This window comes from Thalassotalea ponticola (assembly GCF_041379045.1).
GTDB lineage: Bacteria > Pseudomonadota > Gammaproteobacteria > Enterobacterales > Alteromonadaceae > Thalassotalea_A > Thalassotalea_A ponticola.
Genome location: NZ_CP166871.1, coordinates 1,314,569 through 1,338,126, shown reverse-complemented (window position 1 = coordinate 1,338,126; position 23,558 = coordinate 1,314,569). Strand labels below are relative to the sequence as shown.

18 protein-coding genes are annotated in these 23,558 nt (G+C 45.0%); 6 read left to right on the top strand and 12 right to left on the bottom strand.

Features of this window, described 5'->3' with window-relative positions:
- Positions 1 to 10 precede the first annotated feature (10 nt).
- From xni to ACAY30_RS05730, 4 genes are all read left to right on the top strand, one after another.
- A complete protein-coding gene (gene xni, locus ACAY30_RS05745; protein ID WP_290251449.1) occupies positions 11 to 850 on the top strand; it encodes a flap endonuclease Xni in 840 nt (279 codons plus the stop codon).
- A gap of 7 nt (positions 851 to 857) precedes the next feature.
- Positions 858 to 1,289 carry a DUF3192 domain-containing protein gene (locus ACAY30_RS05740; RefSeq protein WP_290251448.1) on the top strand — a complete coding sequence of 144 codons (432 nt, stop codon included), beginning with the start codon at positions 858 to 860 and terminating at the stop codon, positions 1,287 to 1,289.
- A gap of 258 nt (positions 1,290 to 1,547) precedes the next feature.
- Positions 1,548 to 2,555, top strand: coding sequence for an isocitrate dehydrogenase (locus tag ACAY30_RS05735; RefSeq protein WP_290251447.1), 1,008 nt, complete (start codon positions 1,548 to 1,550; stop codon positions 2,553 to 2,555).
- A gap of 132 nt (positions 2,556 to 2,687) precedes the next feature.
- A complete protein-coding gene (locus ACAY30_RS05730; protein ID WP_371189879.1) occupies positions 2,688 to 3,998 on the top strand; it encodes an IS4 family transposase in 1,311 nt (436 codons plus the stop codon).
- Between the two features lie 53 nt (positions 3,999 to 4,051).
- Here ACAY30_RS05730 and rlmM read toward each other — a convergent pair whose 3' ends face one another.
- The 7 genes from rlmM to ACAY30_RS05695 form a co-directional block, all read right to left on the bottom strand.
- A complete protein-coding gene (gene rlmM / locus ACAY30_RS05725) occupies positions 4,052 to 5,140 on the bottom strand; it encodes a 23S rRNA (cytidine(2498)-2'-O)-methyltransferase RlmM (RefSeq protein ID WP_290250410.1) in 1,089 nt (362 codons plus the stop codon).
- On the bottom strand, positions 5,137 to 5,505 hold the full coding sequence (locus ACAY30_RS05720; RefSeq protein ID WP_290250411.1) for a DUF423 domain-containing protein: 369 nt from the start codon (positions 5,503 to 5,505) through the stop codon (positions 5,137 to 5,139). Before ACAY30_RS05720 ends, rlmM begins: the two co-directional genes overlap by 4 nt.
- Positions 5,502 to 6,137, bottom strand: coding sequence for an alpha/beta family hydrolase (locus tag ACAY30_RS05715; RefSeq protein WP_290250412.1), 636 nt, complete (start codon positions 6,135 to 6,137; stop codon positions 5,502 to 5,504). The genes ACAY30_RS05720 and ACAY30_RS05715 overlap by 4 nt, the downstream gene beginning before the upstream one ends.
- Positions 6,138 to 7,049, bottom strand: a complete 912-nt coding sequence (locus tag ACAY30_RS05710; RefSeq protein ID WP_290250413.1) for a transcriptional regulator GcvA — start codon at positions 7,047 to 7,049, stop codon at positions 6,138 to 6,140. It lies immediately after the preceding gene.
- A 276-nt stretch (positions 7,050 to 7,325) separates the two neighbouring features.
- The gene (gene cysB / locus ACAY30_RS05705) at positions 7,326 to 8,300 is read right to left on the bottom strand and encodes an HTH-type transcriptional regulator CysB (protein ID WP_290250414.1); all 975 of its coding nucleotides are present in this window, start codon (positions 8,298 to 8,300) and stop codon (positions 7,326 to 7,328) included.
- A 209-nt stretch (positions 8,301 to 8,509) separates the two neighbouring features.
- On the bottom strand, positions 8,510 to 11,176 hold the full coding sequence (gene topA / locus ACAY30_RS05700) for a type I DNA topoisomerase (protein ID WP_290250415.1): 2,667 nt from the start codon (positions 11,174 to 11,176) through the stop codon (positions 8,510 to 8,512).
- Positions 11,177 to 11,757: 581 nt separating this feature from the next.
- Positions 11,758 to 14,247 (bottom strand): hypothetical protein, encoded by a 2,490-nt coding sequence (locus tag ACAY30_RS05695; RefSeq protein WP_290250416.1) that lies wholly within the window; start codon positions 14,245 to 14,247, stop codon positions 11,758 to 11,760.
- A 244-nt stretch (positions 14,248 to 14,491) separates the two neighbouring features.
- On the opposite strand from ACAY30_RS05695, the gene ACAY30_RS05690 reads away from it, so the two are divergent.
- Positions 14,492 to 15,829 (top strand): dicarboxylate/amino acid:cation symporter, encoded by a 1,338-nt coding sequence (locus ACAY30_RS05690; RefSeq protein ID WP_290250417.1) that lies wholly within the window; start codon positions 14,492 to 14,494, stop codon positions 15,827 to 15,829.
- A 690-nt stretch (positions 15,830 to 16,519) separates the two neighbouring features.
- Here ACAY30_RS05690 and ACAY30_RS05685 read toward each other — a convergent pair.
- The 5 genes from ACAY30_RS05685 to ACAY30_RS05665 form a co-directional block, all read right to left on the bottom strand.
- Positions 16,520 to 16,732 (bottom strand): cold-shock protein, encoded by a 213-nt coding sequence (locus tag ACAY30_RS05685; protein WP_290250418.1) that lies wholly within the window; start codon positions 16,730 to 16,732, stop codon positions 16,520 to 16,522.
- A gap of 415 nt (positions 16,733 to 17,147) precedes the next feature.
- A complete protein-coding gene (locus ACAY30_RS05680; protein WP_290250419.1) occupies positions 17,148 to 17,894 on the bottom strand; it encodes a hypothetical protein in 747 nt (248 codons plus the stop codon).
- A 120-nt stretch (positions 17,895 to 18,014) separates the two neighbouring features.
- On the bottom strand, positions 18,015 to 18,662 hold the full coding sequence (gene tmpT / locus ACAY30_RS05675; RefSeq protein ID WP_290250420.1) for a thiopurine S-methyltransferase: 648 nt from the start codon (positions 18,660 to 18,662) through the stop codon (positions 18,015 to 18,017).
- 20 nt (positions 18,663 to 18,682) lie between these two features.
- Entirely contained in the window at positions 18,683 to 19,720 is a 1,038-nt protein-coding gene (sohB, locus tag ACAY30_RS05670; protein ID WP_290250421.1) for a protease SohB, read from the bottom strand.
- Between the two features lie 129 nt (positions 19,721 to 19,849).
- The gene (locus ACAY30_RS05665) at positions 19,850 to 22,177 is read right to left on the bottom strand and encodes a VolA/Pla-1 family phospholipase (RefSeq protein ID WP_290250422.1); all 2,328 of its coding nucleotides are present in this window, start codon (positions 22,175 to 22,177) and stop codon (positions 19,850 to 19,852) included.
- A 479-nt stretch (positions 22,178 to 22,656) separates the two neighbouring features.
- Here ACAY30_RS05665 and ACAY30_RS05660 point away from each other — a divergent pair, with 479 nt between their 5' ends.
- Positions 22,657 to 23,406, top strand: coding sequence for a YciK family oxidoreductase (locus ACAY30_RS05660; protein WP_290250423.1), 750 nt, complete (start codon positions 22,657 to 22,659; stop codon positions 23,404 to 23,406).
- The last annotated feature ends 152 nt before the right edge of the window (positions 23,407 to 23,558 follow it).

Here is a 23,558-nt window from a genome sequence, read left to right as displayed (position 1 = left end):
GATAGCAATAATGCAAGCTCATTTAGTTCTCATCGATGCCATGAACCTGATCCGCCGGATATATGCGGCTCAGGAGCGCCCTTATGCGATGTTAGATCAACTGTCAGAAAACACGATATCGCAAATCATCCATAATACTAAGGTGCATACGAGCAACGCATTACAGCGCATTCTAACTCAACACCAGCCATCACATGCACTCGCGGTTTTTGACTGCCAAGGAGAGTGTTGGCGTCACAAGTTATTTAGCGATTACAAAAAAGGCCGCAAAAAGATGCCAACGCATTTGGCCAACAGCTTAGTCGATATGCAAGATGGTTTTTTAGCCCACGGTGTAGACTCGCTCGAGTCAGAGCACGATGAAGCCGATGATTTAATTGCAACATTGGCGGTAAAAATGGCATTGCGCGGTCAAAACACAACGATAATTTCCACCGACAAAGGTTTTTTGCCGTTGCTTGGTCCGCACATCAAGGTCTACGATTACTTTAACAAACGCTACATTGACGAAGCCGCAGTGCGCAGCAAATTCAACGTCAGTACGGCGCAATTGGTAGACTACTGGACGCTAACAGGTGATGCCACCAATAAAATTCCAGGGGTCAGTGGTATCGGGCCGATCACCGCGGTTGATTTACTTGCTAAATACGGCTCACTGACTAGTATTCTCTCGGCGAACGATTTAAAAATCACCTTGCGCAAGGCCTTGCAAGAGCACGAGATGGAAATCAAATTGTACCAACAGCTATTAACACTGAAAAAAGATATTCCACTTGGATTTAATTTAAAAGATATTCGCTTGCCACACACCAGCGCACAACTAAGTACTACAGCAACACAGGAAGGATAACAGTAACATGAATAGCAGAGTGATTATGTGGATCGTCGTCGCCATGGCAATATATGGCGCCTTTGCGTACGGCCTACTACATTACTACGAAGATAAGCCAGACCAATTACAATGGGACGAAAGAGAAGGGTTTAACCGCCAATATATCGCCAATTTGCAATTGGACATGACTGATTTGAATACAATTTTAACTGAAATCGGTAGTCCGGATATCACCGAGGCGAAGAAGGTAAACGACGATAGCTATCAAGTTACTTTTTACCGCACTCAGCATCGTCATTCAGACGGCAAAACCACGCAAGACGAATGTACTGCCTTACTGTTTAAAAACGGCACATTGATCGGTATTGGCGATAGCGCGTATCAGGACTTCAAGAACTTTGTCGCTACCTTTGAACAAACGCCTCAAGCAAACGAAAACGAACCGGTAAAGAGCTGATTTGCCGCGCAGACTGGTAAACGTTTAGTTTTGTTACTTTACTACAATTTTGACTAAACTGAGCGATAACCCAACGAAAAAACGTGAAAATTCGGTTAAATTGAGTAATCTAACTAGAAATCACCGAGTAATTTTGATATAAAACCGCCTAAAAATTTTAGGCGGTTTTTTTGTCTACTGCTATTGAAGGTTACTCGTACCCTATCGACTATAATTAGCATAAATACCGCCCCTCTTAGCTAAATAAAGGCATTTAACATGACAAAACAAACGATCACAGTAATCCCAGGCGATGGTATTGGTCCAAGCATTATCGATGCATGTTTGAAAGTATTAGACAAAGCCGGTTGTAATTTTGAATACGAATTTGCCGATGCAGGCTTAGCTGCGCTAGAAAAACACGGTGAATTAGTACCAGCAGAGACGTTAAAGTTGATCGAGAAAAACAAGATCACTTTAAAAGGCCCACTGACAACCCCAGTTGGAGAAGGCTTTACCTCGATCAACGTAACATTGCGCAAGCAGTTCAAACTGTACGCTAACTTACGCCCTGTTTTGTCATTTAAAGGCACCCGTGCTCGTTACGAAAATATTGATATCTTAACCATCCGTGAAAATACCGAAGGTATGTACTCTGGCTTAGGTCAAGTGGTATCAGAAGACGGTCAAACAGCTGAAGCAATGAGTCAAATTACCCGTGAAGGTGCTGAGCGCATTGTTGAGTTTGCTTACCAAACTGCTCGTAAAGAAGGTCGCAAAAAAGTTACCGCTGTGCACAAGGCCAACATCCTTAAGTCAACATCGGGTTTGTTCTTAAAAGTAGCTCGTGAAGTTGGTGAGCGCTACCCAGATATCGAATCAGCAGAAATGATCGTTGATAATTGTTGTATGCAATTGGTTATGAACCCTGAGCAGTTTGACGTTATCGTAACGACAAACTTATTTGGTGACATCATCTCTGATTTATGTGCGGGTCTTGTTGGTGGTTTAGGTATGGCGCCTGGCGCTAACATTGGTAAAGACTGTGCGATTTTTGAAGCTGTTCACGGCAGTGCGCCAGACATCGCTGGCAAAAACCTAGCCAACCCGTCATCAGTTATTCTCGCCTCGATCCAAATGCTTGAGTACTTAGGTATGACTGAGCAAGCGACTAAAATTCGCAACGCCTTAAAAGAGGTTATCGAATCTGGCGATCGCACAACCCGCGACCTAGGTGGTGAGCACGGTACGACAGATTTCACTGAGGCGCTATTAGAGCGTTTATAATCAGCCACCTGATGACTGATTGTAAAAAAGGGAGCTAAGGCTCTAATGCCGATCAGTTAAGAAAATGATCGGTTGACCGATCTAAACGATCATGCAAAATCCGTAATCAGTTTTCTGATTACGGATTTTTTTATGCAACTTTCTACCGCTCTCGACTCAATTAACCACTTTAGGCCTAGCCAAGTCGAAACATTAGCTGATTTATTACCACTTGAGTTGATTGAAGAAGCATATGAACTGACAGAAACGGTCACCTTAAGAAAACGTAAGCTCACTCTAGAGTCTATGGCGTGGTTATTGATTGGAATGGCTATATACAACGATAAATCGATGGCTGACGTTGTAAACATGCTAGATATAGTAGATAGAGATGGAAAACCTTTTGTTGCTCCTAGCGCTTTGACTCAGCGTCGCAAGAATCTTGGCGAAGCAGCTATGAAAGCTTTATTTGACTGTACACAAAAACGTTGGAACAAAGAAGCTAAGCACCCTCATTGGAATGGATTAACCTTGCTTGGAGTCGATGGTGTTGTATGGCGGACAGACGACTCAAAAGAAAACAACAGCGCATATACGAAACCGACTAACACACAATACCCTCAAGTGAGAATGGTGTGCCAAATGGAATTAAGTAGCCACTTAATTACAGGAAGCGCGTTTGATGATTATACCGTGAATGAGATGGTATTAGCCGAGAAGCTAATAGAATCGACACCCGATAACAGTCTGACATTATTTGATAGAGGGTTTTATTCTCTTGGGCTATTGCATAAATGGCAATCTACAGGAAATGAAAGACACTGGCTAATACCACTGAAGAAGAACCTTCAATATGACGTTATCAGAAGCCTTGGTCGTAATGACAAACTGGTTCGACTGACCTCAAATCCCAGAGCGAGGAAGCTGTGGCCAGAGCTTCCGAACGATATTGAAGTAAGGTTGATTACGCGAAAAATAAACGGCAAAAGTCAAAGTGTACTCACGTCAATGATTGACCCTATGCGATATCCTTCAGCCGATATCGGCGATTTATATAGCCATAGATGGGAGATTGAACTTGGATATCGAGAGCAAAAACAATATATGCTTGGCAATAGGTTAACGCTGAGAAGCAGGTTGCCAGAGCTTGTAAAGCAAGAACTCTGGGGAATACTTCTGACTTACAACCTAATTCGATATCAGATGGTAAAAATGTGTCAAACGCTCAAAGGGAATTACCTTCCATACCAGTTGAGCTTCAACGGAAGTTTGGCGCATGTAATGCGGCTACTCGTCGGATTACCGTACTCTTCACCAGGAGCGATTCCACGCCAGCTTAAGCACTTCTACTCCATGGCTGATAGCCTAATACTGGAGCCACGGCGGGGGAGAACATTTCCAAGAACCGTGAAACCAAGACCAACACGGTACCCTAAAAATAAAGATGCCGCTCACCTTAAGTGAACGGCATTAGAGCTAAGGCTCCCTTTTTCGTTTTCGCGTTGGTTAAAGCGCGCTTAGCGCTGATTTAACACCCTAACGTGAACCGTGACTTCTTCTCGATCATAATACAAATGCTTGGCGTACATTTCGTACCACACATCGTTATCGGATAACACATCTTTTATCTGAGCTAAGTTTTTCATCACTTGTTGATAGCGATTTTTGCCCGGCTTGAGCTTGAGATTAAATATCGCTTCTTTGCAATCACCGTCAACAATCCAACTGGCCATTAACTTCGCCACTCGAGTAGAGTTTTCAATCATGTCGCAGACGAGCCAGTAATTATTCTTTTTCGACGGGCGAAATTTAAAGCCATCGAGTTGGTAGTGTTTCACTTGCCCGGTTTCCATCAAGCTATCGGCCATTGGCCCGTTGTCGACGGCTTTAACCATCATGCCGCGGCGTACCAGTTGATACGTCCAACCGCCAGGAGCCGAGCCCAAGTCAACCGCATTGAGCCCAGATGCCAAACGCGTATCCCACTCATCACGAGGAATAAAATACAAAAATGCTTCGTCGAGTTTAAGCGTTGAGCGACTCGGTGCTTTACTCGGGAACTTTAACCGAGCAATGCCCATTGGGTGAATTGAACTGTTCGCGATATAACTGTATCCCAATTGAACTAACTGCCCCGAGAAAAACAGCGCGTGTAAATTGGTCGCGCCTCTAGTGTGTTCTGCTTGCTCTTTAGCCGCGAGAACGCCCTGCTTTCTCAGCGCTTGGCGCAAAGGAACCGACAGTTTTCGCGAAAACTTGCTCAGCGCTTTACCGTCATTGGTATCAAGCGTTTCAACGCGCAAATCTTCGTAGTGAAACTCGTCGCCGAGTGCCTCACAAATGGCTTCAACCCGATTGTATTCGGGAAGCTCTAACGGCTCGCCGATAGCGGCAAACCACTGACGAGTAAAAATAAGGCGCGTCAACGGTAGCTTTTGCATCAACACATCAACCTGACTCGCATCATATACGTGAAACTCAACTAAACCTTGGTTTTTCTTTAACTTTATAAAGCCATAAATTTCATTCCAACCCGCTTTTTCTTGAATTTCAGCAGCACATTCGTTTTCAAACCCGGGACGACAATACAAGTAAATCGCGTTCATAAGTGATGTTTTCCTAAAGCAATGGCTAAGCTAAGCCAACCGAGCGTATAGGCGATACCGCCAAGCGGGGTAACACCGGCGACCAGCGAAATCGCAAATACGCTTTTTATAATAATAGAACCGCTAAACAACAAGATGCCAATTAAAAACCCATAACAGGCCAATTTAGCTGACCAGTGTTGCTGGTAATAAGTCAACGAAGCAACAAGCGCCAATAAGTGGATAAACGCAAAACTAATGGCAATGATCAAATTACTGGTGGCATCGGCTGAAAACGAGGTAGTTTGATGCGACAACCAAGCACTAAACAGTACCAAGCTCGCGCCAACAATACCGATAAAGGCCGCTATCAACATTCGACTCATACGCGCTCCTGAATAAAGGTGCGAATCTGTGCGACCGCATCCTGTAGGTGTTGCTGATGTGTAAAACCGGAGCGCACGCGCGGTTTTAAATCGTGATCTCCATCGTCAAAAAATCGCACCTCAATGTGTTCGCCTAAACCGTAGCTGGCTATCTCCTCTTGGGTGCCCAACGGATCGCGAGTCCCCTGGAGAATAAGTACCGGTTTGGATGTCGCTTGTAACGGTTCTAAACGCGTTTTTTCAGGCTTTTTCTGGGGGTGAAATGGATAACCCAAAGCGATCACCGCGCAGACTTTATCGCGCGCGCTAATCGTTGCCGCCACGCGAGACCCCATCGACTTACCGCCGATAAATAACGGCAGCGAATGATCGTAGCGCGCCACACGATGAATAAAGCTGTCAATCAACACATCCATTTTATTCGGCGGTCGTCGCTTACCATCAATCAGCCGTTGTTGCATATAGGGAAAGTTAAAGCGGTACACATTAATGCCATTGGCAACCAAACCGCGACTGATGGTTTGCATAAATGGGCTATCCATATCAGCGCCTGCACCATGGGCCAAGATAATAGACGCAATCGGTTGCTCGGCAAGGTCGACTTGCCATTGCAAATCGTCTTCAAATTTCATTTATTCACTATCCTCAGGTGTAAACTGCTCTTGTGCCGCGGTGTCTAACACCCAGTCGATAAACTGCGCTATGCGCGGTGTTTGAATGTGCTCTTTGCGACAGACGATGTGATAAGATTCGCTATTGACTAACACGTGTTCAAACGGCATAACAAGGCGCCCTGCATCGAGCTCTGGTTTGGCGAGGGTATTGTTGACCAATGCCACGCCTTGACCGTGAATAGCCGCCTGTAACACTAACGCCGAGTGACTAAAAATAGGCCCTTGTTCGACCTTTTTCGCCGTTTTACCGCACGATTTAAACCATCGTCGCCAATCGTTTCGCGATGAGTCGTGGAGCAAAGTCTGCTGCTCTAAATCATCTATCTCAATCAAGCCGTGACCAGTGCTTAGCAGCGCTGGCGAGCACACAGGTAATAAGTACTCAGTAAAGATCTTTTGCGCATGCACGCTAGGCCAAGGCCCCTTGCCGTAATAAAAAGCAATATCAACGCCCTCAACTAAGTTACCCGTTTTCTCATCATCGGCTTTTATACGCACGTCGATCCCGGGATAACGGCGATGAAACTCGCTCAATTTAGGCACCAGCCACAATATCGCTAAACTCGGTTGAACACTGACGGTAATCGCCCCTTTCTCGCCCTGCGCCAATAGCTTTTGTGTGGCGTCGTGCAGGGCGTTCAACACGTCTTTAATATCAAGGTAATACGACTGCCCTTCTTCGGTGAGCAATAACATCCGATTTTTGCGCTTAAACAACTTTATCCCCAAAAAATTTTCAAGCGCTTTTATTTGATGTGATATCGCCGCTTGGGTCACATATAACTCATTTGCAGCCTTGGTAAAGCTCAAGTGACGGCCGGCGGCTTCAAACGCCTTTAATGCATTGAGAGGAGGCAAGCGATTTGACATAACGAAGGTGATTTGTTGATTAATTTAACTAATGCAAATTATACGTGGCTTTGTGCCAAGCATCTATCATTTATCTGTAAAATTAATAAGCTAGGACGTGTCGTTCTTTGAGATACAAATAATGTTGCGCGTCGCCACACAACGGCAACCGTCATTGTCGAATGAACCCTCGTTATGTAACTATCGACAATACACTTACAGAGCAGGCGACGAAACAGACGGTAGCACTGCAACGATGGTGGAATTTACGTCATGCAAACACCACCATCGCGGCAACTACTTCATTGGCAATGACACGTCTTGGAACAAGCGGTCTATTTCATCATTGTTTTTCAACAGCATCGCTTGGCTAACGATATTTTTGTTCAGATGCGGCGCAAAGCGTTCGATAAAATCAAACATATAGCCGCGTAAAAAGGTACCGCGGCGAAAGCCTATTTTGGTTGTACTGGGCTCAAATAAATGACTTGCATCAAGCACCACAAGATCGCTATCTTGCTCCGAGTCAACCGCCATTGTCGCAACAACACCGATACCGACGCCCAAACGCACGTAGGTTTTTATCACGTCGGCATCTGTTGCGGTAAAGACAATTTTCGGCTCTAAGTTTGCGTCGTTAAACGCTTTATCAAGTACACTGCGACCGGTAAAGCCAAATACATAAGTGACCAAAGGATGGGCGGCAACATCTTCTATTGTTAATTTTTTAACTGCTGCAAGCGGGTGATCTTTGGTAACAATAATACTTCGATTCCAATGATAACAAGGCAACATGATCAAGTCGTTGTACAAGTGCAGCGATTCGGTGGCGATGGCAAAGTCGGCTTCCCCTTTTGCCGCCGCATCACTAATTTGTGCTGGCGTACCTTGATACATATGCAGTGATACTTTGTCATATTTTTTAACAAAGCCATCGATAACTTCCGGCAGTGCGTAGCGCGCTTGGGTATGAGTGGTTGCAATGCGCAACTTGCCCTCATCCGGTTGCGTGTATTCGCGAGATACGGCTTTGATCCCTTCAGCTTTAGATAAAATATCAGCGGCAATGCGAATGATTTCTTCGCCCGCTTGGGTCACGTGAGTCAAGTGCTTACCTGAGCGACCAAATATTTGTACACCAAGTTCGTCTTCTAACATACGCACTTGCTTACTAATGCCCGGTTGCGAGGTGAATAAACTCTCAGCGGTCGCTGAAACGTTCAAGTTATTGTTTACTATTTCAACGATGTATCGCAGTTGTTGTAGTTTCATATAGAAATAAAAACCTAAGTAGTTAGAGCTAAAATATATATCAATCACTTTTGCGGATCTAGTGTTAAATAGCAAAGATGTTATAAATGAAACATTTTTTATAACATTCGTGCTAAATGACCTACGATGTCATCAACTAATAACAGATAAAAAAAACCGACCCCATAGAGGTCGGTTTTACTGATAAATTCGACATTAACACTTAATGGTTATGAGCCTTTTTTAGCTTTTGCTGGTTTAGCGGCCTTCGACTTTTTAGTTTGCTCTTCGACCCATTTACCATCGATATACTTGGCAACCCAGCCGGTTGCTTTGCCGTCTACTTCCGACATCACGTATTGCTCTTTGGTTTTGCGCGAATAGCGAACGATGTAGTCGTTGCCGTCTGCATCTTGCTGTGGAGCATCAGCCAAATAGTAAAACTTGGGTGAGATACGATCGCGAAAACGATGTAACTCGGCCACTTTAGGTGCGCGTGTCTCTCGTGATTTAGGGAAGGTACTGGCGGCTAAGAATATACCTGAGGCACCGTCGCGAAGCTTGAAAAACGCATCCGACTTTTCACACTTTAACTCGGGTAAATCGACCGGATCTTCTTTTGGCGGCGCGGCTTCGCCATTGGCCAGTAGCTTGCGAGTATTTTTACACTCGCTGTTAGTACAATCAAAGTACTTGCCAAACCGTCCGTTCTTAAGCTCCATATCGCTGCCACAACGATCGCACTCAAGAACAGGGCCGTCGTAGCCTTTGATTTTAAATTCACCCAATTCGAGCTTGTAGCCATCACACACAGGGTTGTTACCGCACACGTGTAATTTGCGTTTTTCGTCGATTAGATAGCTGTCCATTGCGGTGCCGCATTTGTCACAGCGTTGCATAGCCATTAGCGCTTCGGTTTCGCGATTTTCCGACAACACACTCACCGCTTCTTCGCCAGGCGTTAAGTTCATGGTTTTAGTACAGCGCTCTTTAACCGGCAAATTGTAGCCTGAGCACCCCAAAAACACGCCGGTAGACGCGGTGCGGATCCCCATTTGACGGCCACATTCAGGGCACTTAATGTCGGTTAGCACCGGCAAGTTTTGCTGCATTCCCCCCTCTTCCATGCTTTTATCGGCTTTGTCTAATTGCCCGGTAAAATCACTGTAGAAGGTGTTTAATACGTCTTTCCAGTAGGCTTTAGCCGCGGCGATTTCGTCGAGCTGGCTTTCCATATTGGCGGTAAAGTCGTAGTTCATTAGGTGTTCAAAGCTACCAGATAACGCATCGGTCACTATCTCACCCATTTTTTCGGCGTAAAAACGCTTGTTTTCAAGGCGCACGTAACCGCGATCTTGAATGGTTGAAATGATTGATGCGTAGGTCGATGGGCGACCAATACTGCGCTTTTCCAATTCCTTTACCAATGACGCTTCACCAAAGCGCGCAGGCGGCTTGGTAAAGTGTTGTGTCGGCTCGACATCAACCAGTGTCAATGCATCGCCAACTTGTAAATCCGGTAAGGTAACATCTTTGTCACTGGCACTTTTGCCGGTAGAGCGAGCGTGTACTTTGGTCCAACCGTCAAAGCGCATGACTTTACCTTTGGCGCGCAATTCATATTTGTCAGCGCTCACGGTTAACGTGGTTAAATCATAGCGCGCTGCGGTCATCTGACACGCGACAAATTGGCGCCAAATCAAATCGTATAACTTACGCGCATCGGGCTCCATATCGGTGAGCAAGCCCGATTCTTTTTCCACATTGGACGGACGAATCGCTTCATGCGCCTCTTGCGCATTGGCTTTGGCACCGTAAAGTTTAGGTGACTCAGGAAGATAATTACTGCCAAAGTTCTCGCCGATGTATTGACGACAGCTCTCTACCGCTTCTTTTGATAAATTAGTTGAATCGGTACGCATGTAAGTAATGTGGCCCGCCTCGTAAAGACGCTGAGCCATCATCATGGTTTTCTTTACACCAAAGCCCAAACGGGTACTCGCCGCTTGTTGTAAGGTCGAGGTAATAAACGGGGCCGAAGGGTTGCTCTTCGAGGGTTTGTCTTCTCGCTTCGCTACCTGATACGCTGCGTTTTTCAATACCGCTACCGCCGCCATAGCGTCGGCTTCATTGTCTACCTTAAAGGTTTTGCCCTGGTATTTACTCACCGCAAGCGCTAGTGACTCACCGTCAGAGGTTGTAGTATTGGCGTCAATATCCCAAAATTCTTGCGGTACAAAGGCTTTAATTTCGCGCTCTCTTTCAACCACCAGCTTGACCGCTACCGATTGCACTCGGCCTGCAGACAAGCCTCTCGCTACTTTTTTCCAAAGTAACGGGCTTACCATAAAGCCAACGATGCGATCGAGAAAGCGACGCGCTTGCTGCGCATTAACGCCGTCCATATTCAATTCGCCAGGCTGATTAAAAGCTTCTTTAATAGCTGATTGGGTTATTTCGTTAAACACCACACGACGAAAGCGTGAATCATCACCGCCAATCACTTCTTTTAGGTGCCAAGCGATGGCTTCTCCCTCGCGGTCCAAATCGGTTGCGAGATAGACAGTGTCAGCTTTTTCCGCAAGCTTCTTTAACTCATCAACGACTTTTTCTTTACCGGGCAATACGCTGTAGGTCGCTTGCCAATCTTTTTCGGGATTAATGCCCATGCGATTGAACAAGGCGGTTTTTTCTCGTTTTTTCTTATAGCGCTCTTTTTGTTCAGGCGACATCTTTCGCACTTCTGCGGGAGATTTGGTCGCCGCTTTTTTACCACCCGATGTTGGCAGATCGCGAATGTGACCAACGCTCGATTTAACGACGTAGTCTTTGCCTAAATACTTGTTAATTGTCTTCGCTTTGGCTGGCGACTCGACAATTACCAGAGATTTACCCATAAAATTATACTTTCCTTTATTTCGGTCTTACGCGCCGGTTCGCAACAATAGCTTGCTGATCACACTGATGTTGGCTGCCGCTTTTCGCTCTTTTAAGTTCGCTATATACAAGTAATTGTTATTAGGTATATATGTAAAATATGCCACTTACAAGCACTAATTTTGTCTCCACGCCCCCTCAGAGGACACAGATTTGATTGCTTTTAGCATTTTTAAAGGGGTCATGATAATCAAAAGACGGATAGGGAATAAAGAAAAAAATGCTAAAAATATCAATTTGATGGCATTTCGTACAAATAATGACGGATTTACTAACGGTTTATTTATTTCGATGACACCACCTATAACTAAAGCAAACCAAAATGGCTGTAGGAATATGGACAGATGCTTTACTTTGAAGACTTTACGGCTGCAAAACTTAGTGCGTAAAACACTAACCAATAGGCCTTTGTCGTTTCTAAAACACACTAGACGCACCAGTGTTTATCGGAATACAAATAAGCTCCTAGCAAAAATTAGCAAAAAAAAATGCCATACCCAATATGGATATGGCATTGATACTTTACTGTTGCGTTGTGCAGTTACAGTGTTGCAGGCGCCGCAGAAATGACAATACTAAATGCACTAAACACTGATGTTTGGCCACCTGGCGTGGTCACTTCGACAATCAGAGTACCATTTTTAGGCTCGTCTTCACCTTCAATGGTAACACTAAACGATAAACCGCCATTGTGGTTGTCATTTGGCCAGATAAAGCTGTCAGGGCCAACAATAGAGCCTGCGGTTGCGGTAAACTCAACAATCGTGCCTTTCGGCATTGGCTGATTGTGTAAATCAGAAATTACCACACTCGCCCATGCTGAGTTTTTGCCTTGAATATTAATGATGCCATCGTTGTTAACGCCATTGACTGGGTCAGCGTTTTCATCACCATCGCCATTTTGCATTAAATAAGCATTACTACCCGACATCACCAACACTAATTCAGCGCGCACATTGAGTGAGGTTTTCTCTGAACACCCTTCAACAACGCCAAGGCCTTCGGCACACAAGCTACCGTTGTACGCGCCGTCGGCATTGTCATATACCGCTGAGGTATTAAAGTCGATAAAGGTTTCGTTTTCACCACCGTCAACAGCGCGGTCAAATACGCCGTCTTCGTTGTGATCGACAAACGCTTCTGGCAAATCAAACGGACGACCCGACACATCGTTTTGGTTTAAAAATGCATCTAACTCAGTTTGGTCGTATCCGGCGAGTTGTGTGTTGCCATCGAAACGGCCGTTACCATTTAAGTCGATAAACGATTCTTCACCAATCGCGGTGGCGACAATCGTTGCGCGACCGCCAACTTTACGTCCCGTTGCTAAGTCAATTGGGTTGATTGTACTCGGCAATAAAGTGATGAATTGTCCACTACCTAGTGTCAGTTCTACTTGTTCGCCTATGGTCGCGCCATCTGGTCGAGGCTGTTGTGATGTCCACATAACGCTACACACACCGTTAACGGTCGTACACGACGGCTCAATTGAACCACCTTCAGTGGTAAATGATATGGCGGTACCATCTGGCGCAGGGTTATTAAACGCATCGGCCAAGCGCGCGGTAATCGCCACTTGAGTACCGTCGATATCCCAACCTTCAGGGTTCAATGTTTCTGCTGATAAGCTGATGCTGTCTTGATCTGGAATACCGGTTGAAATAACCAATAAGCTCGATTGAGAAGAAATCGCTGGAACCAAACCGTTGATGCTCGCGGTAACGCGCACTGAAGTCGCAATTGAACCAGCATTGACGACGGTTTGTACCATGCCATTGCTGTCACTGGTTGCCTGCATAGGATCAAGTGCCACACCGCCAACATCGGTGTTCAAACTAAAATCAACAAGGGTGTTTGCCACAGGGTTGCCATTAACATCAAGCACGCGAAATTTAACCGTTGAACTCTCAGTACCACCAACACCTCTTAACGAGATATTTTCAGGCGACGCACTGACAAATTCTACACTACCGGCATCAGCGGGTAGTACGTGCAAGGTTGCGGTTGCCGCTAAATTAACGCCACCGGCATTGGCCGATACGGTGATTGGGTCATCACCAACACAGCCTTGGGCTAGATAGGTACTGCTAGCACGCCCATTTGACGTACTAATTGGCGTGCTTAAGGTCGCCGTACCGGCGCTGACACAGTTTGAGCTAAATTCAACGCTGACTGGTAGATTATAGCTATTACCGACATCGTCTTTAATATCAACGGTGACGACCGCGGTACCACCTGCAGATAGTGTATCGAGCGATAGCTGAGCAACGCCCTCAACGAATGGCTCGCCACTCCCCATTTGTAAATCGGTAGCACCGACAACGATAAGTTTTTCACCACTTTCGCCGCCTTTAAGAGTAGCTGTAACCGTACCTGCGCCTAAGTTATTACCGGCATAGATATCAACAATCGCTTGGTTGTTTGCGTCAGTAATTGCGGTTGGAATTGGGATTTCACCAATGTCGCTGCTGAATGTAACAATAACAGGCTCTGACGTGCCGGTTACCGTCGCAATAAGCTGGCCTGGTGTGGTGGCGTTGATAACCGAGATTTCGTTTGTGGTTTTGGGCTCAACCATAACCACACTGACGGTCATAGTTGGTGTGCCGGGCGAAGGGTTGGGCTGATTGCCGTCACCTGCCGATTCAACGCCGACAGAATCGGACTCGCCGCTGTCAATCTCGGCAGTAACCGTGCCGGCACCTTGAATATCACCGGCTAATACGCCAATGGTCGCTTTACCGTCAGCGTCGGTTAATGCAGTGGCTGATTCTACGTCAAATAATACGATATCTGAGCTGAAGGTAACGACCACACCCGCTTCTGCTTTGCCATCAATTTTAACTGTGGCTGTTGCGGTAGCTGGGGTGGATGCACTAATGTCTGTTCGGTCTAACTCCAACGTCACAGTGGTTGATGGCGGCGGTGTTGTACTACCTCCGCCTTCGTTTGTACCATTGATCGGTTCACCATTACATGCGGTTAAGATCACTAGCGCAAACAGGTAACAAAGATGCTTAAGCGGCTTCATAAAAAGCTCTCTCCCTGAATTATTGTTATTTTCTCAAAAAACATATTACCGCAATAAAAAAAAAATAGTTACCTTTATATAAAAAAAATAATTGTTATCATATAGGCACTTAGTCACGATACGTGTTTTTCTCGTTTTGCCCACCACGGCGCCAATAACCATGGCTGTACAAATGTTTAACATTTGCCGGGGAAATAACGTAGAATTACCGCTATACATTTGAAATTAAAAAAAGAGTTGTTCTATGAATAAAGAAAGTGCAAACAGCCTTACGATGCGCATAGTAATAGGTATGATTGCAGGTATCTTGCTGGGTTTAATGTTTCAAGCCATTCTACCCAAAGATGGCGATTTAATTATTCCCCTTGGATTTGTTGATTTTTACGTTAAAGGCTTCTTTATTGATGGCCTCTTTGAGATTGGTGGGCAAATTTTCATTACCAGTTTAAAAATGCTGGTTGTGCCTTTGGTATTCGTATCACTGGTGTGTGGTACCTGTTCGCTAACCGATACATCGAAAATAGGGAGCATTGGCGGACGGGCAATTAGCTTGTATTTATTAACCACTGCAATTGCTATTTCAATTGCTATTTTAGCGGGTATTCTCATCGCTCCAGGTACTGGCGTTAACATGGCAGCTGATATTACCTTTAGTGCATCAGAGGCACCGACGCTTACCGAAGTTATTATTGGCATGTTCCCATCCAACCCATTTGATGCCTTTGCCAAAGGCAACATGTTACAGGTAATTGTTTTTGCACTGTTATTCGGTATCGCTGTGGCACTGGCCGGTGACGCGGGTGAGCGCATTGCCAAAACATTTGACGATTTAAATGAAATCATTATGCGCTTAGTGATCATTTTAATGAACTTAGCGCCATATGGTGTATTTTGTTTAATGACCACCTTGTTTTCAGAATTGGACCCTAGCGCTTTTGCTAACTTAGCGGTGTACTTCTTTACCGTGTTAGGGGTGTTGTTGTTACACGCCTTAGTGACTTATCCTGTTATATTAAAACTGCTTACCGGCTTAAATCCGGTCACTTTTATCAAGAAAATGCGCACCACGGCGATGTTTGCATTTTCAACCGCAAGTTCTAATGCAACGATTCCATCAACGCTAAATACCACCACCAAAAAATTAGGCGTGGGTAATTCGATAGCCTCGTTCACAGTCCCTATGGGCGCGACCATCAATATGGATGGTACAGCCATTATGCAAGGTGTGGCTACCGTGTTTATTGCTCAGGTATTTAACGTCGACTTAACTATTACCGATTTCTTAATGGTTATAGTTACAGCCACCCTAGCCTCAATCGGCACCGCGGGCGTACCGGGTGTGGGATTAATTATGCTGGCCATGGTATTGGCACAAGTGGGTCTACCGGTAGAAGGCATTGGCTTGATTATTGGTGTCGATCGCTTGTTGGATATGGTGCGCACCGCAGTAAACGTCACCGGCGACTCTATGGTTACGGTGATTGTTGGTAAAGCCGAAGGCGAGCTCAATACCGATGTATTTAACAGCACTGACGATACCAGTGACGATCGCATTGACTTCCACCATTTAAAGGATAAATAAACGCGTTATTTATTTGTCGCTGTACGCTACAGCTATCGTTAGCAAGTGTACCGTGAATTGGTGCAGATAACGACTAAGGGATCTCTATTAGGAGCTCCCTTTTTTTTTACATGTAAATCAAAACATATAGAAGATTGCGCTAAACATCTCAGCTTTATGCTGTTTTAAACCAGTGAAATGATAACGTAACAGCGAGTGAACTCATTTAACCTTGGATCGGAAAGCTTGTGGTTTGGTCGTAACGAGGGATGGCTATTGGGGTAGCTAAATTAATGTTTGCTTAGCCATACTATAGCAAAAGAGATGGCACAAGAGATGGCAGTAATTAACGCTTGCATCGCCTATCAGCGAGCTGCTTATAGGGACACCAACACGGGCTCATTAGTTGATGTGAAATTAGATGGCCACTAACCACGTTATAAAGTTTCGTGTATCAATGGCATTGTCAAAACTAACGCTTCTTAGCATGTGTTTGTCTTTAAATACAACGCTGAATTTGTTGACTGATATGGTTGATATTGGTGGTCTTGCTTCGACGGTTACGCCGTTAATGGTATGAATCATATATTTAATCTTTTATAAAAATGAGAAGGGATACTGTAAGACGATGGTTGCGGGTTTATTTCGGGAGAAAGTTTTACGGTAGTTTTAAAAGGCCAGTTACGTCTGGCCTTTCACATATGTTACTGACTAGATAGCAACAACATTGGCCGCTTGTGGACCCTTTTGACCTTGCTCAATAGTGAATTGAACTTGCTGGCCTTCAGCTAAAGACTTAAAGCCTTCAGACATAATAGAACGGAAATGAACGAAAACGTCCTTGCCACCATCGCTTGGAGTTAAAAAACCAAAACCTTTCTCTTCGTTGAACCACTTTACTACGCCAGTTACAGAATTAGACATATTAGAAACCTTTTATAAATTAAAAATCTGGTGAAAAGTCACCGATATTGCATTAGATCAAACAAGTAAAACATTAACCAATAAAGCAAATGTAGGTACAAGTTTCGACTCAAAATAAATAAAAGAAGAAAGAGAAACGCAAAGTGCAGTAGTAGATAAAGCTTTAATTTTCTAAAGCCAGGCTATAGTACGCTAATTTTATCGATAAGTATACATTTATTTAACTTTGCGATTTAACGTAGCTAAATGGTCCGCTGTTTTAATCAATGCAGATATCTCGATGGTCCGCTGTTTTAATCAATGCAGATATCTCGCTGTCGCCTATTTTCTTTAGCGTTGACTATTGTTTCTTTGATTGACTCATTGTTTTATCTTAACGAGGTATTCGATGTGGTTGCGCGGATTAGCAATAGCCTCATACGCAGCTTAACTGGCCATTGTCTGACTTTTGAACTCTGTACCTGGTAACATTTAAGTTTGCGTGATTGTTGCTGTATTGTCGCCAACCCCACTCTCCATCTGGCAGAGCGACGTTATCTATGCCAAATAATTTTAGATCTTCTAAATTGTAATCGAAGCCCACAGGCATGGTACCAATAATGCTTTTGACGTATGCCAATACCGTAGCCTCGCCATCGTTATAGTGTGATTGATACTCTTTTGTATATTGACCACATACACTAATAAAACTGTTTACGTTAATTAACGAGAAAAAATCGGCTTCGGCTTTCTGCCATTGGTGCCATTTATCGACAGCGCCAGCTTGCTCGGCTTGCTGTTTTAATCCTGGTTGCTGTGCCCCACCATGCCAAACTAGTACCGAGTCCTTATGCAATATTTTTTTATTTCCAGCAGTAAAGATGTAATTGGCACAAGACGATAAGCAACCGCCGACTACCTCAACGTTTAACTTGTTATTTTTGATCCACCGCCCTATTTTAATGCCTTCTTCAATACTTCCACCACCGCTTGAAACTCTGAATAGTTTGGGATTTGCTGATTCATTGTTGATTGCACTTTTAATGCGAATTAAGTCGCCAGATTGGATGTCCCCCTTATAAGTAATGGTTGAGCCATCCACTTCAATAAACGCGAGCTGGGGAGCCGGCACAGATGCACAACCGGCCAATATAAAAAAGACAACTATCGCCATGTATTTCATCGAAATTCCTTTTAACTATACGCAAATCACTAGTTAGCAATACCATTAGCTTAGAGATTCTGTCAATCCAGAGTTAGCGTAGTGTCAGCTCGGATAAACATTAAGGCGGTAGCGCCCAACTTAACGGCTAATAATATACAGGCATTCGCGTACCTGAGATAGTGGCAGTATTCTTTGCGCAAAAACTTTATCTGTCAGCTCCCGTTGCGCGTATTGGCGAATGTTAAACCCGGCAAACAGCTGATGCACGAGACCGGCGCTTATGGCAAAGGGGGGCCCCGCCATTTCGCGTTGGTCAAATTCGAGAGTCAGTAAAAACAGCCGAGTTTTTTGCCCCATAAACGAGATCAAATGTTGTACATAGTCAGTGCGCATCGACTCGGGTAAGGCAATTAATGCCGCGCGATCGTAGATCCAATCAAACGGCTTAAATTGCGCGGCCTGTAAGGCAAAAAAGTCGCCTTGATAAATATCAATATCTTTTGATTGATAAAGCGTAAAGGGATGTTTAGCTTGCCTTGTATAAGCTAGCTGGTTTTCTGCAAAAAACTGCTGACAAGCTCTGGCGCTCAGCTCACTGCCAACCACTTTGCCACGCTCGGCGAAAAACAGCAGATCCTCAGACTTACCGCACAACGGTACAAATACGCGATGATCCGGTGTTTGCCAAAACTTGGGGAAATATTCGACAAGCATAGGTTGGCATCCATCTTGATGCCAACCTGTTCTATCGTTTTCCCAGCAATTGTGCCAAAACTCTTGTTGCATGTGCTTAAGTCTGCGATCGCTTAGCTTGGAAATACGCGATTGCGTTGCCAAAGTTTGTCGATAACCGCAGATACCGACAGTGACGCTGCCTTACTGAGCTTTTCCGTTAAGCCTTTTTTATTGCTGTACTTAACGTGAATGACCTTTTTGTCTTTCGCCGCTTGATACAAATAGTCATCACTGGTTTGAATATCATCAACCAAGCCAAGCTCTTTGGCGCGAATGCCAAACCAGTGCTCTCCAGTAGCCACCTTATCTAAGTCTAACGATGGGCGATGCTCCGCGACAAACTGCTTAAACAATTGATGGGTATCTTCGAGCTCTTCGACAAACTTTTCCCGCCCCTTATCGGTATTTTCACCAAACATGGTCAGCGTGCGCTTGTATTCACCCGCGGTTAGCTGCTCAAAATCTATATCGTTTTTCTTTAACAGCTTGTGAAAGTTTGGTATCTGCGCTAACACGCCTATTGAGCCTAAGATAGCAAACGGCGCGGCGACAATTTTATCGGCTACACAGGCCATCATATAACCGCCACTGGCGGCCACTTTATCAACGGCAATGGTCAGTGGTACCTGTTGCTGCTTAATACGGTCCAGTTGCGATGCGGCAAGACCGTAACCGTGTACCATGCCACCACCGCTTTCAACGCGCACTAACACTTCATCGGTGGGTGATGCAACCGTTAATACAGCGCTGATTTCTTCGCGTAAACTTTCCACCTCTCGAGCATCAATACTGCCTTTGAAGTCAATGACAAACAAACGAGAATCGCCCGATTGTGAGTCACCGTCTTGCTTTTGTTGTTTTTTCTCTTGCTTGAGTTGCTTTTTCAGATCCTTTTCGCGTTGCTTAAGCTCGTCTTTGGTTAACAAGCTTTCTAACATGTGATCTTCAACATCTTGGTAACTTTTTGATAAGTCGTCAATTTCCAACTCACCTTTTTTATGTTTTTGCTTTTGCGCAGCGCCGGCAATAGCCGCAATGATGGCAATGATAGCGATCACAAACGTGATTACTTTCGCAAAAAACAAGCCATACTCGTATAAAAATTCCAAGTGTCTCTCCTACTTTATTGACGGTAATGTTTTTCGATTTGATTGTACACCAATGGGTTTTACGGACAAACCCATTGGCAAAAAAAAGGAGGCATCCGCCTCCTTTTTGTCAGTGATTCGGTTATCAGCTTATTGTAAAACGACGCTGTCGTTGGTAACCACAATCGCGGTGCCCTTAGTGGCAAAATAAGCGGCAATTTGCTGCTGTATCTCTTGCGTCGCAGCAGGGCTTGCCATTGGGTTCAAAATAGAGCCGTGATCACCGGCAACAAACTTCACCGCACCTGAAATTGGCGTTTCTGACACAGTTGTTTCACTTACCGTATCAACACCCAATAGGTTAATCAGAGGGGTCGAACCCGCCAATGGTGAGGTCGGTGCAGTCAGTGGAACAACCGTATCAGATGGTACGTCCATACCATTGCCAACCATTTCAATAAGGTGTAATGGCGTACCATTGGCCTTTAATGGATCCACATAGTTGAGCATATCGGCGGCATCAACAATGGTCTGGGCGGCAAACGTCCATTGTGCTAACGCTGCCTGCACTTCTGGGGTGACCATACCATTGGCTTCAAAGTTATTCCAAAACTGCGTCATTGCCTCAGGGGTTGCGCTGGCACCGCCAATAGACTCTGCCGCTGCAGCAAACTCTGGTGACAAGCTCAACGCTAAGTTGTATTTGATCAACGGTCCAAATGTTGGTGATGCCATACCAAAGTTAGGCACACCACCTGCAGCAGAGGCAAGAGACGCCGCTTGCACTTTAAACAGGCCATCTACTTGCTCGTTAAGCGGTGAGTTGGTCATCGCTAAGAAGTTAATACCAGTTAGCGCACCTAGTGAATGCCCTACGTAGTAGACTTGCGAGTTATCAACATTGGCACCTTGTAAGAAGTTAATACCCATGCGCAGCGCCATGGCATCAGCTGCACTTTGTCTAAAGTTATCGCGACCACTGACTAGGTTAGCAATATTGATGTAGTAGAACGGATTACTCGCATCGACATCGGCAACGCCGTCGCCATCAACATCAAAGGCGCGTGAGTTGTGCAGCGGGTGATCGATAGCGATGGTGGCAAAGCCATTAATCGATAGAATGCCGGTCAACGCCAACATATCTTCTTTTTTCGAGGTAATACCGTGTTGTAACATCACCACTGGCCAGCCTGCTTCCGGCTCAGCGATTTGTCCTGGTAGGCCAAGGGCTTGGCGCACTGCGTTGGCGACCATAGGCTCTGGTACCGTCATTTGCACGTCGAGTTGCTGTAATGACTGTACTTTCGGGATCGGGTTAAACTTAGTTAGGTTACGCTCGGTATCAATACCGATATCGCGCAGACCAAAGCTCGCACATACCGCATCGATAGGGTTTTCAGGATCGATTTCAGGTAGTGTTTCAACGGCGGCAAGCATCGCGCCAGAGTCACACAAGGCAGTCCAGTTGGTGTTCTGTGCTAATGCCGCAGACGTTGGCGTTTGCAGGTAGTATGGTACGGTGACTTTACCGCCATAAATTTTCGCACTGCTATACAGAGGAACTAACTGCGGATCGGCAGGATCAAGTCGACCAGCTGCGATTAATGCATCGGCGGTGGTGATACCGGTGTCAGCTACAGCAACCGCTGGGGTTGGGAACATAGCCGTTTGCGGATTAAGACTCGCCGCCAATAGTTGCTTAGTAACTGCCAGTGAATCAATGGTCGATTGCGTAGTCATCGCTGCGGTATAAATAATGCTGTCAGACGCCACACCTTTACTGACTGCCAACGCTTCAAAGCTGTTTAATACCGCTTGTAAGCCACCTAAAGACGGATCGCTGATCGGCGCTTGATTGATATCTTGACTGGCTAACTCATACGTAGATGATCCCAACACAGGGTTGCCTTCGGTGTCCATCAAACTGTCTGTTAACGCCATGATATACGTTGTTTTGGGTTTTAATGGTTTTAATGGCAATACCAAAAGTCTGCTACCTTGGGCACTAACCACATAGTCAACACCAAAGGTTAATGCATCGCCTGCTTTACAACCAATACCACGGGGTACTTGTGAACATTGTTCATCATTTAAATCGCCGCCCATTACCGCTTCAAAAATCATAAGCGCACTGGCAGCACTGCTTGGCTCAATACTGATACCATCGGCCATGTCAATGTCAATCGAAAACGGTTGATGGGTCGACCAGCCGTCTAGTGTATTAGCCGCTACTAACGGATCGGAAAAGTCTTCTGCATCGGTGACTGGAAAGTTCAAGGTACCGTCGGTTGTCCCTTGGAATAATAAATCGTTAGGTATTGATACAGCGCCCGCTGACGGATCATAGACCACGCGACTCGCTAATGGCTTGCTACCTTGGGCTTCATTTTCCTTGTTAATATCACTGATGGATTCACCATCACACGCCGTCAAACCAAGAGCACTTGCAACGGCAAGGCTCATCATCATTTTTTTCATTTTTTCTCCCCCAGAAGAGACCACATGTTGATTCGTATTATTATGGTTTTGCTTATTCTATTCGTATGTCTATTTGCGCTGCGAGCCAATCTAGCCATGACTCTCTGCCAATTGAATTAAATTCTCATAATTCAACAGATTAGACCAGCGACTATATAATGTCCTAAATTAACGCAACCATTTACAATTTACTACTATTTTTTGCATTCTATCACGCACGTAATGCAAACATAACGTCATTGTCACTGTTCATACCAGCTGTCATCACAATCGTAATGACACGAAAATCGCTGCGTTATCATTCTGTGGTATGTCGTGTTTCAACTAACTGCATATCGGTTGAAATACGCGACAACGGTCAATATGGGATTAAAATAAAGCGCTAATATTGATATATCTGTCGTTTTTGACAAATTGTGGTCGAAACCTCAATAAAGTGTCGGTAAAATAACGGTCATATAGTGAGTGGAACCAATCTAATGAACGATTTTTCTGTAACAGACGAATGTCTTAAAAATAAAACCATTTTAATCACCGGTGCTGGCGACGGTATCGGCAAAGTTGCTGCGCTAACATACGCTGAACACGGCGCGACTGTGATTTTACTTGGCAAAACAGTGGCAAAGCTTGAAGCCACATACGATGATATCGTTGCTAAGGGTTATCCCGAACCGGCAATAGTGCCACTAGATATGAAAGGCGCGACGGCTCAGAATTACAAAGATATGGTCAACACCATCGTAGAGCAACTGGGTCACCTTGACGGAGCGCTATTAAATGCGTCAATCCTAGGGGAGCTAACGCCGTTTACCCAAATTAGCAGTCAAATTTGGGACGACGTTATGCAAGTTAACCTCACCGCACAAATGTATCTGGCACAAGCACTGATCCCTGCACTGTTAAAAGCCGAACATGGCTCGTTAGTGTTTACCACCTCAGGTGTAGGTAATCAGGGGCGCGCATTTTGGGGACCGTATAGTATCTCAAAATTTGCCACTGAAGGTATGATGCAAGTTATTGCCGATGAGTACGAAGGCTCGTCTTTACGTGTAAATGCGATAAATCCAGGCGCTACCAACACCAAAATGCGTCAAACCGCATTTCCTGCTGAGGATAAATCGAAAATTGCTAGCCCTAATGACATCATGCCAGCTTACCTGTATTTAATGAGTGATCAGTCAATTGGTGTAACCGGTCAGCGCATTAACGCCCAGACGCCAAAGGCTTAAACACTTAACGCAAAGTCACTCCAACAATAAAAAGCGATAGCAACTGGATTGAATATCGGCTATCGCTTTTTCATTTATCGCTTTTATCACGTCTTTATATAGTAGGTGCTTTCGACCTAACCGGCTAGTAGGTGCTTTCGACCTAACCGGCT

What these genes read in the sequence shown, in the direction of transcription:
- xni (WP_290251449.1), top strand. Translation starts at nt 11, where the DNA reads ATGCAAGCTCATTTAGTTCTCATCGATGCCATGAACCTGATCCGCCGG.
- ACAY30_RS05740 (WP_290251448.1), top strand. Translation starts at nt 858, where the DNA reads ATGAATAGCAGAGTGATTATGTGGATCGTCGTCGCCATGGCAATATAT.
- ACAY30_RS05735 (WP_290251447.1), top strand. Translation starts at nt 1,548, where the DNA reads ATGACAAAACAAACGATCACAGTAATCCCAGGCGATGGTATTGGTCCA.
- ACAY30_RS05730 (WP_371189879.1), top strand. Translation starts at nt 2,688, where the DNA reads ATGCAACTTTCTACCGCTCTCGACTCAATTAACCACTTTAGGCCTAGC.
- rlmM (WP_290250410.1), bottom strand. Translation starts at nt 5,140, where the DNA reads ATGAACGCGATTTACTTGTATTGTCGTCCCGGGTTTGAAAACGAATGT.
- ACAY30_RS05720 (WP_290250411.1), bottom strand. Translation starts at nt 5,505, where the DNA reads ATGAGTCGAATGTTGATAGCGGCCTTTATCGGTATTGTTGGCGCGAGC.
- ACAY30_RS05715 (WP_290250412.1), bottom strand. Translation starts at nt 6,137, where the DNA reads ATGAAATTTGAAGACGATTTGCAATGGCAAGTCGACCTTGCCGAGCAA.
- ACAY30_RS05710 (WP_290250413.1), bottom strand. Translation starts at nt 7,049, where the DNA reads ATGTCAAATCGCTTGCCTCCTCTCAATGCATTAAAGGCGTTTGAAGCC.
- cysB (WP_290250414.1), bottom strand. Translation starts at nt 8,300, where the DNA reads ATGAAACTACAACAACTGCGATACATCGTTGAAATAGTAAACAATAAC.
- topA (WP_290250415.1), bottom strand. Translation starts at nt 11,176, where the DNA reads ATGGGTAAATCTCTGGTAATTGTCGAGTCGCCAGCCAAAGCGAAGACA.
- ACAY30_RS05695 (WP_290250416.1), bottom strand. Translation starts at nt 14,247, where the DNA reads ATGAAGCCGCTTAAGCATCTTTGTTACCTGTTTGCGCTAGTGATCTTA.
- ACAY30_RS05690 (WP_290250417.1), top strand. Translation starts at nt 14,492, where the DNA reads ATGAATAAAGAAAGTGCAAACAGCCTTACGATGCGCATAGTAATAGGT.
- ACAY30_RS05685 (WP_290250418.1), bottom strand. Translation starts at nt 16,732, where the DNA reads ATGTCTAATTCTGTAACTGGCGTAGTAAAGTGGTTCAACGAAGAGAAA.
- ACAY30_RS05680 (WP_290250419.1), bottom strand. Translation starts at nt 17,894, where the DNA reads ATGAAATACATGGCGATAGTTGTCTTTTTTATATTGGCCGGTTGTGCA.
- tmpT (WP_290250420.1), bottom strand. Translation starts at nt 18,662, where the DNA reads ATGCAACAAGAGTTTTGGCACAATTGCTGGGAAAACGATAGAACAGGT.
- ACAY30_RS05665 (WP_290250422.1), bottom strand. Translation starts at nt 22,177, where the DNA reads ATGAAAAAAATGATGATGAGCCTTGCCGTTGCAAGTGCTCTTGGTTTG.
- ACAY30_RS05660 (WP_290250423.1), top strand. Translation starts at nt 22,657, where the DNA reads ATGAACGATTTTTCTGTAACAGACGAATGTCTTAAAAATAAAACCATT.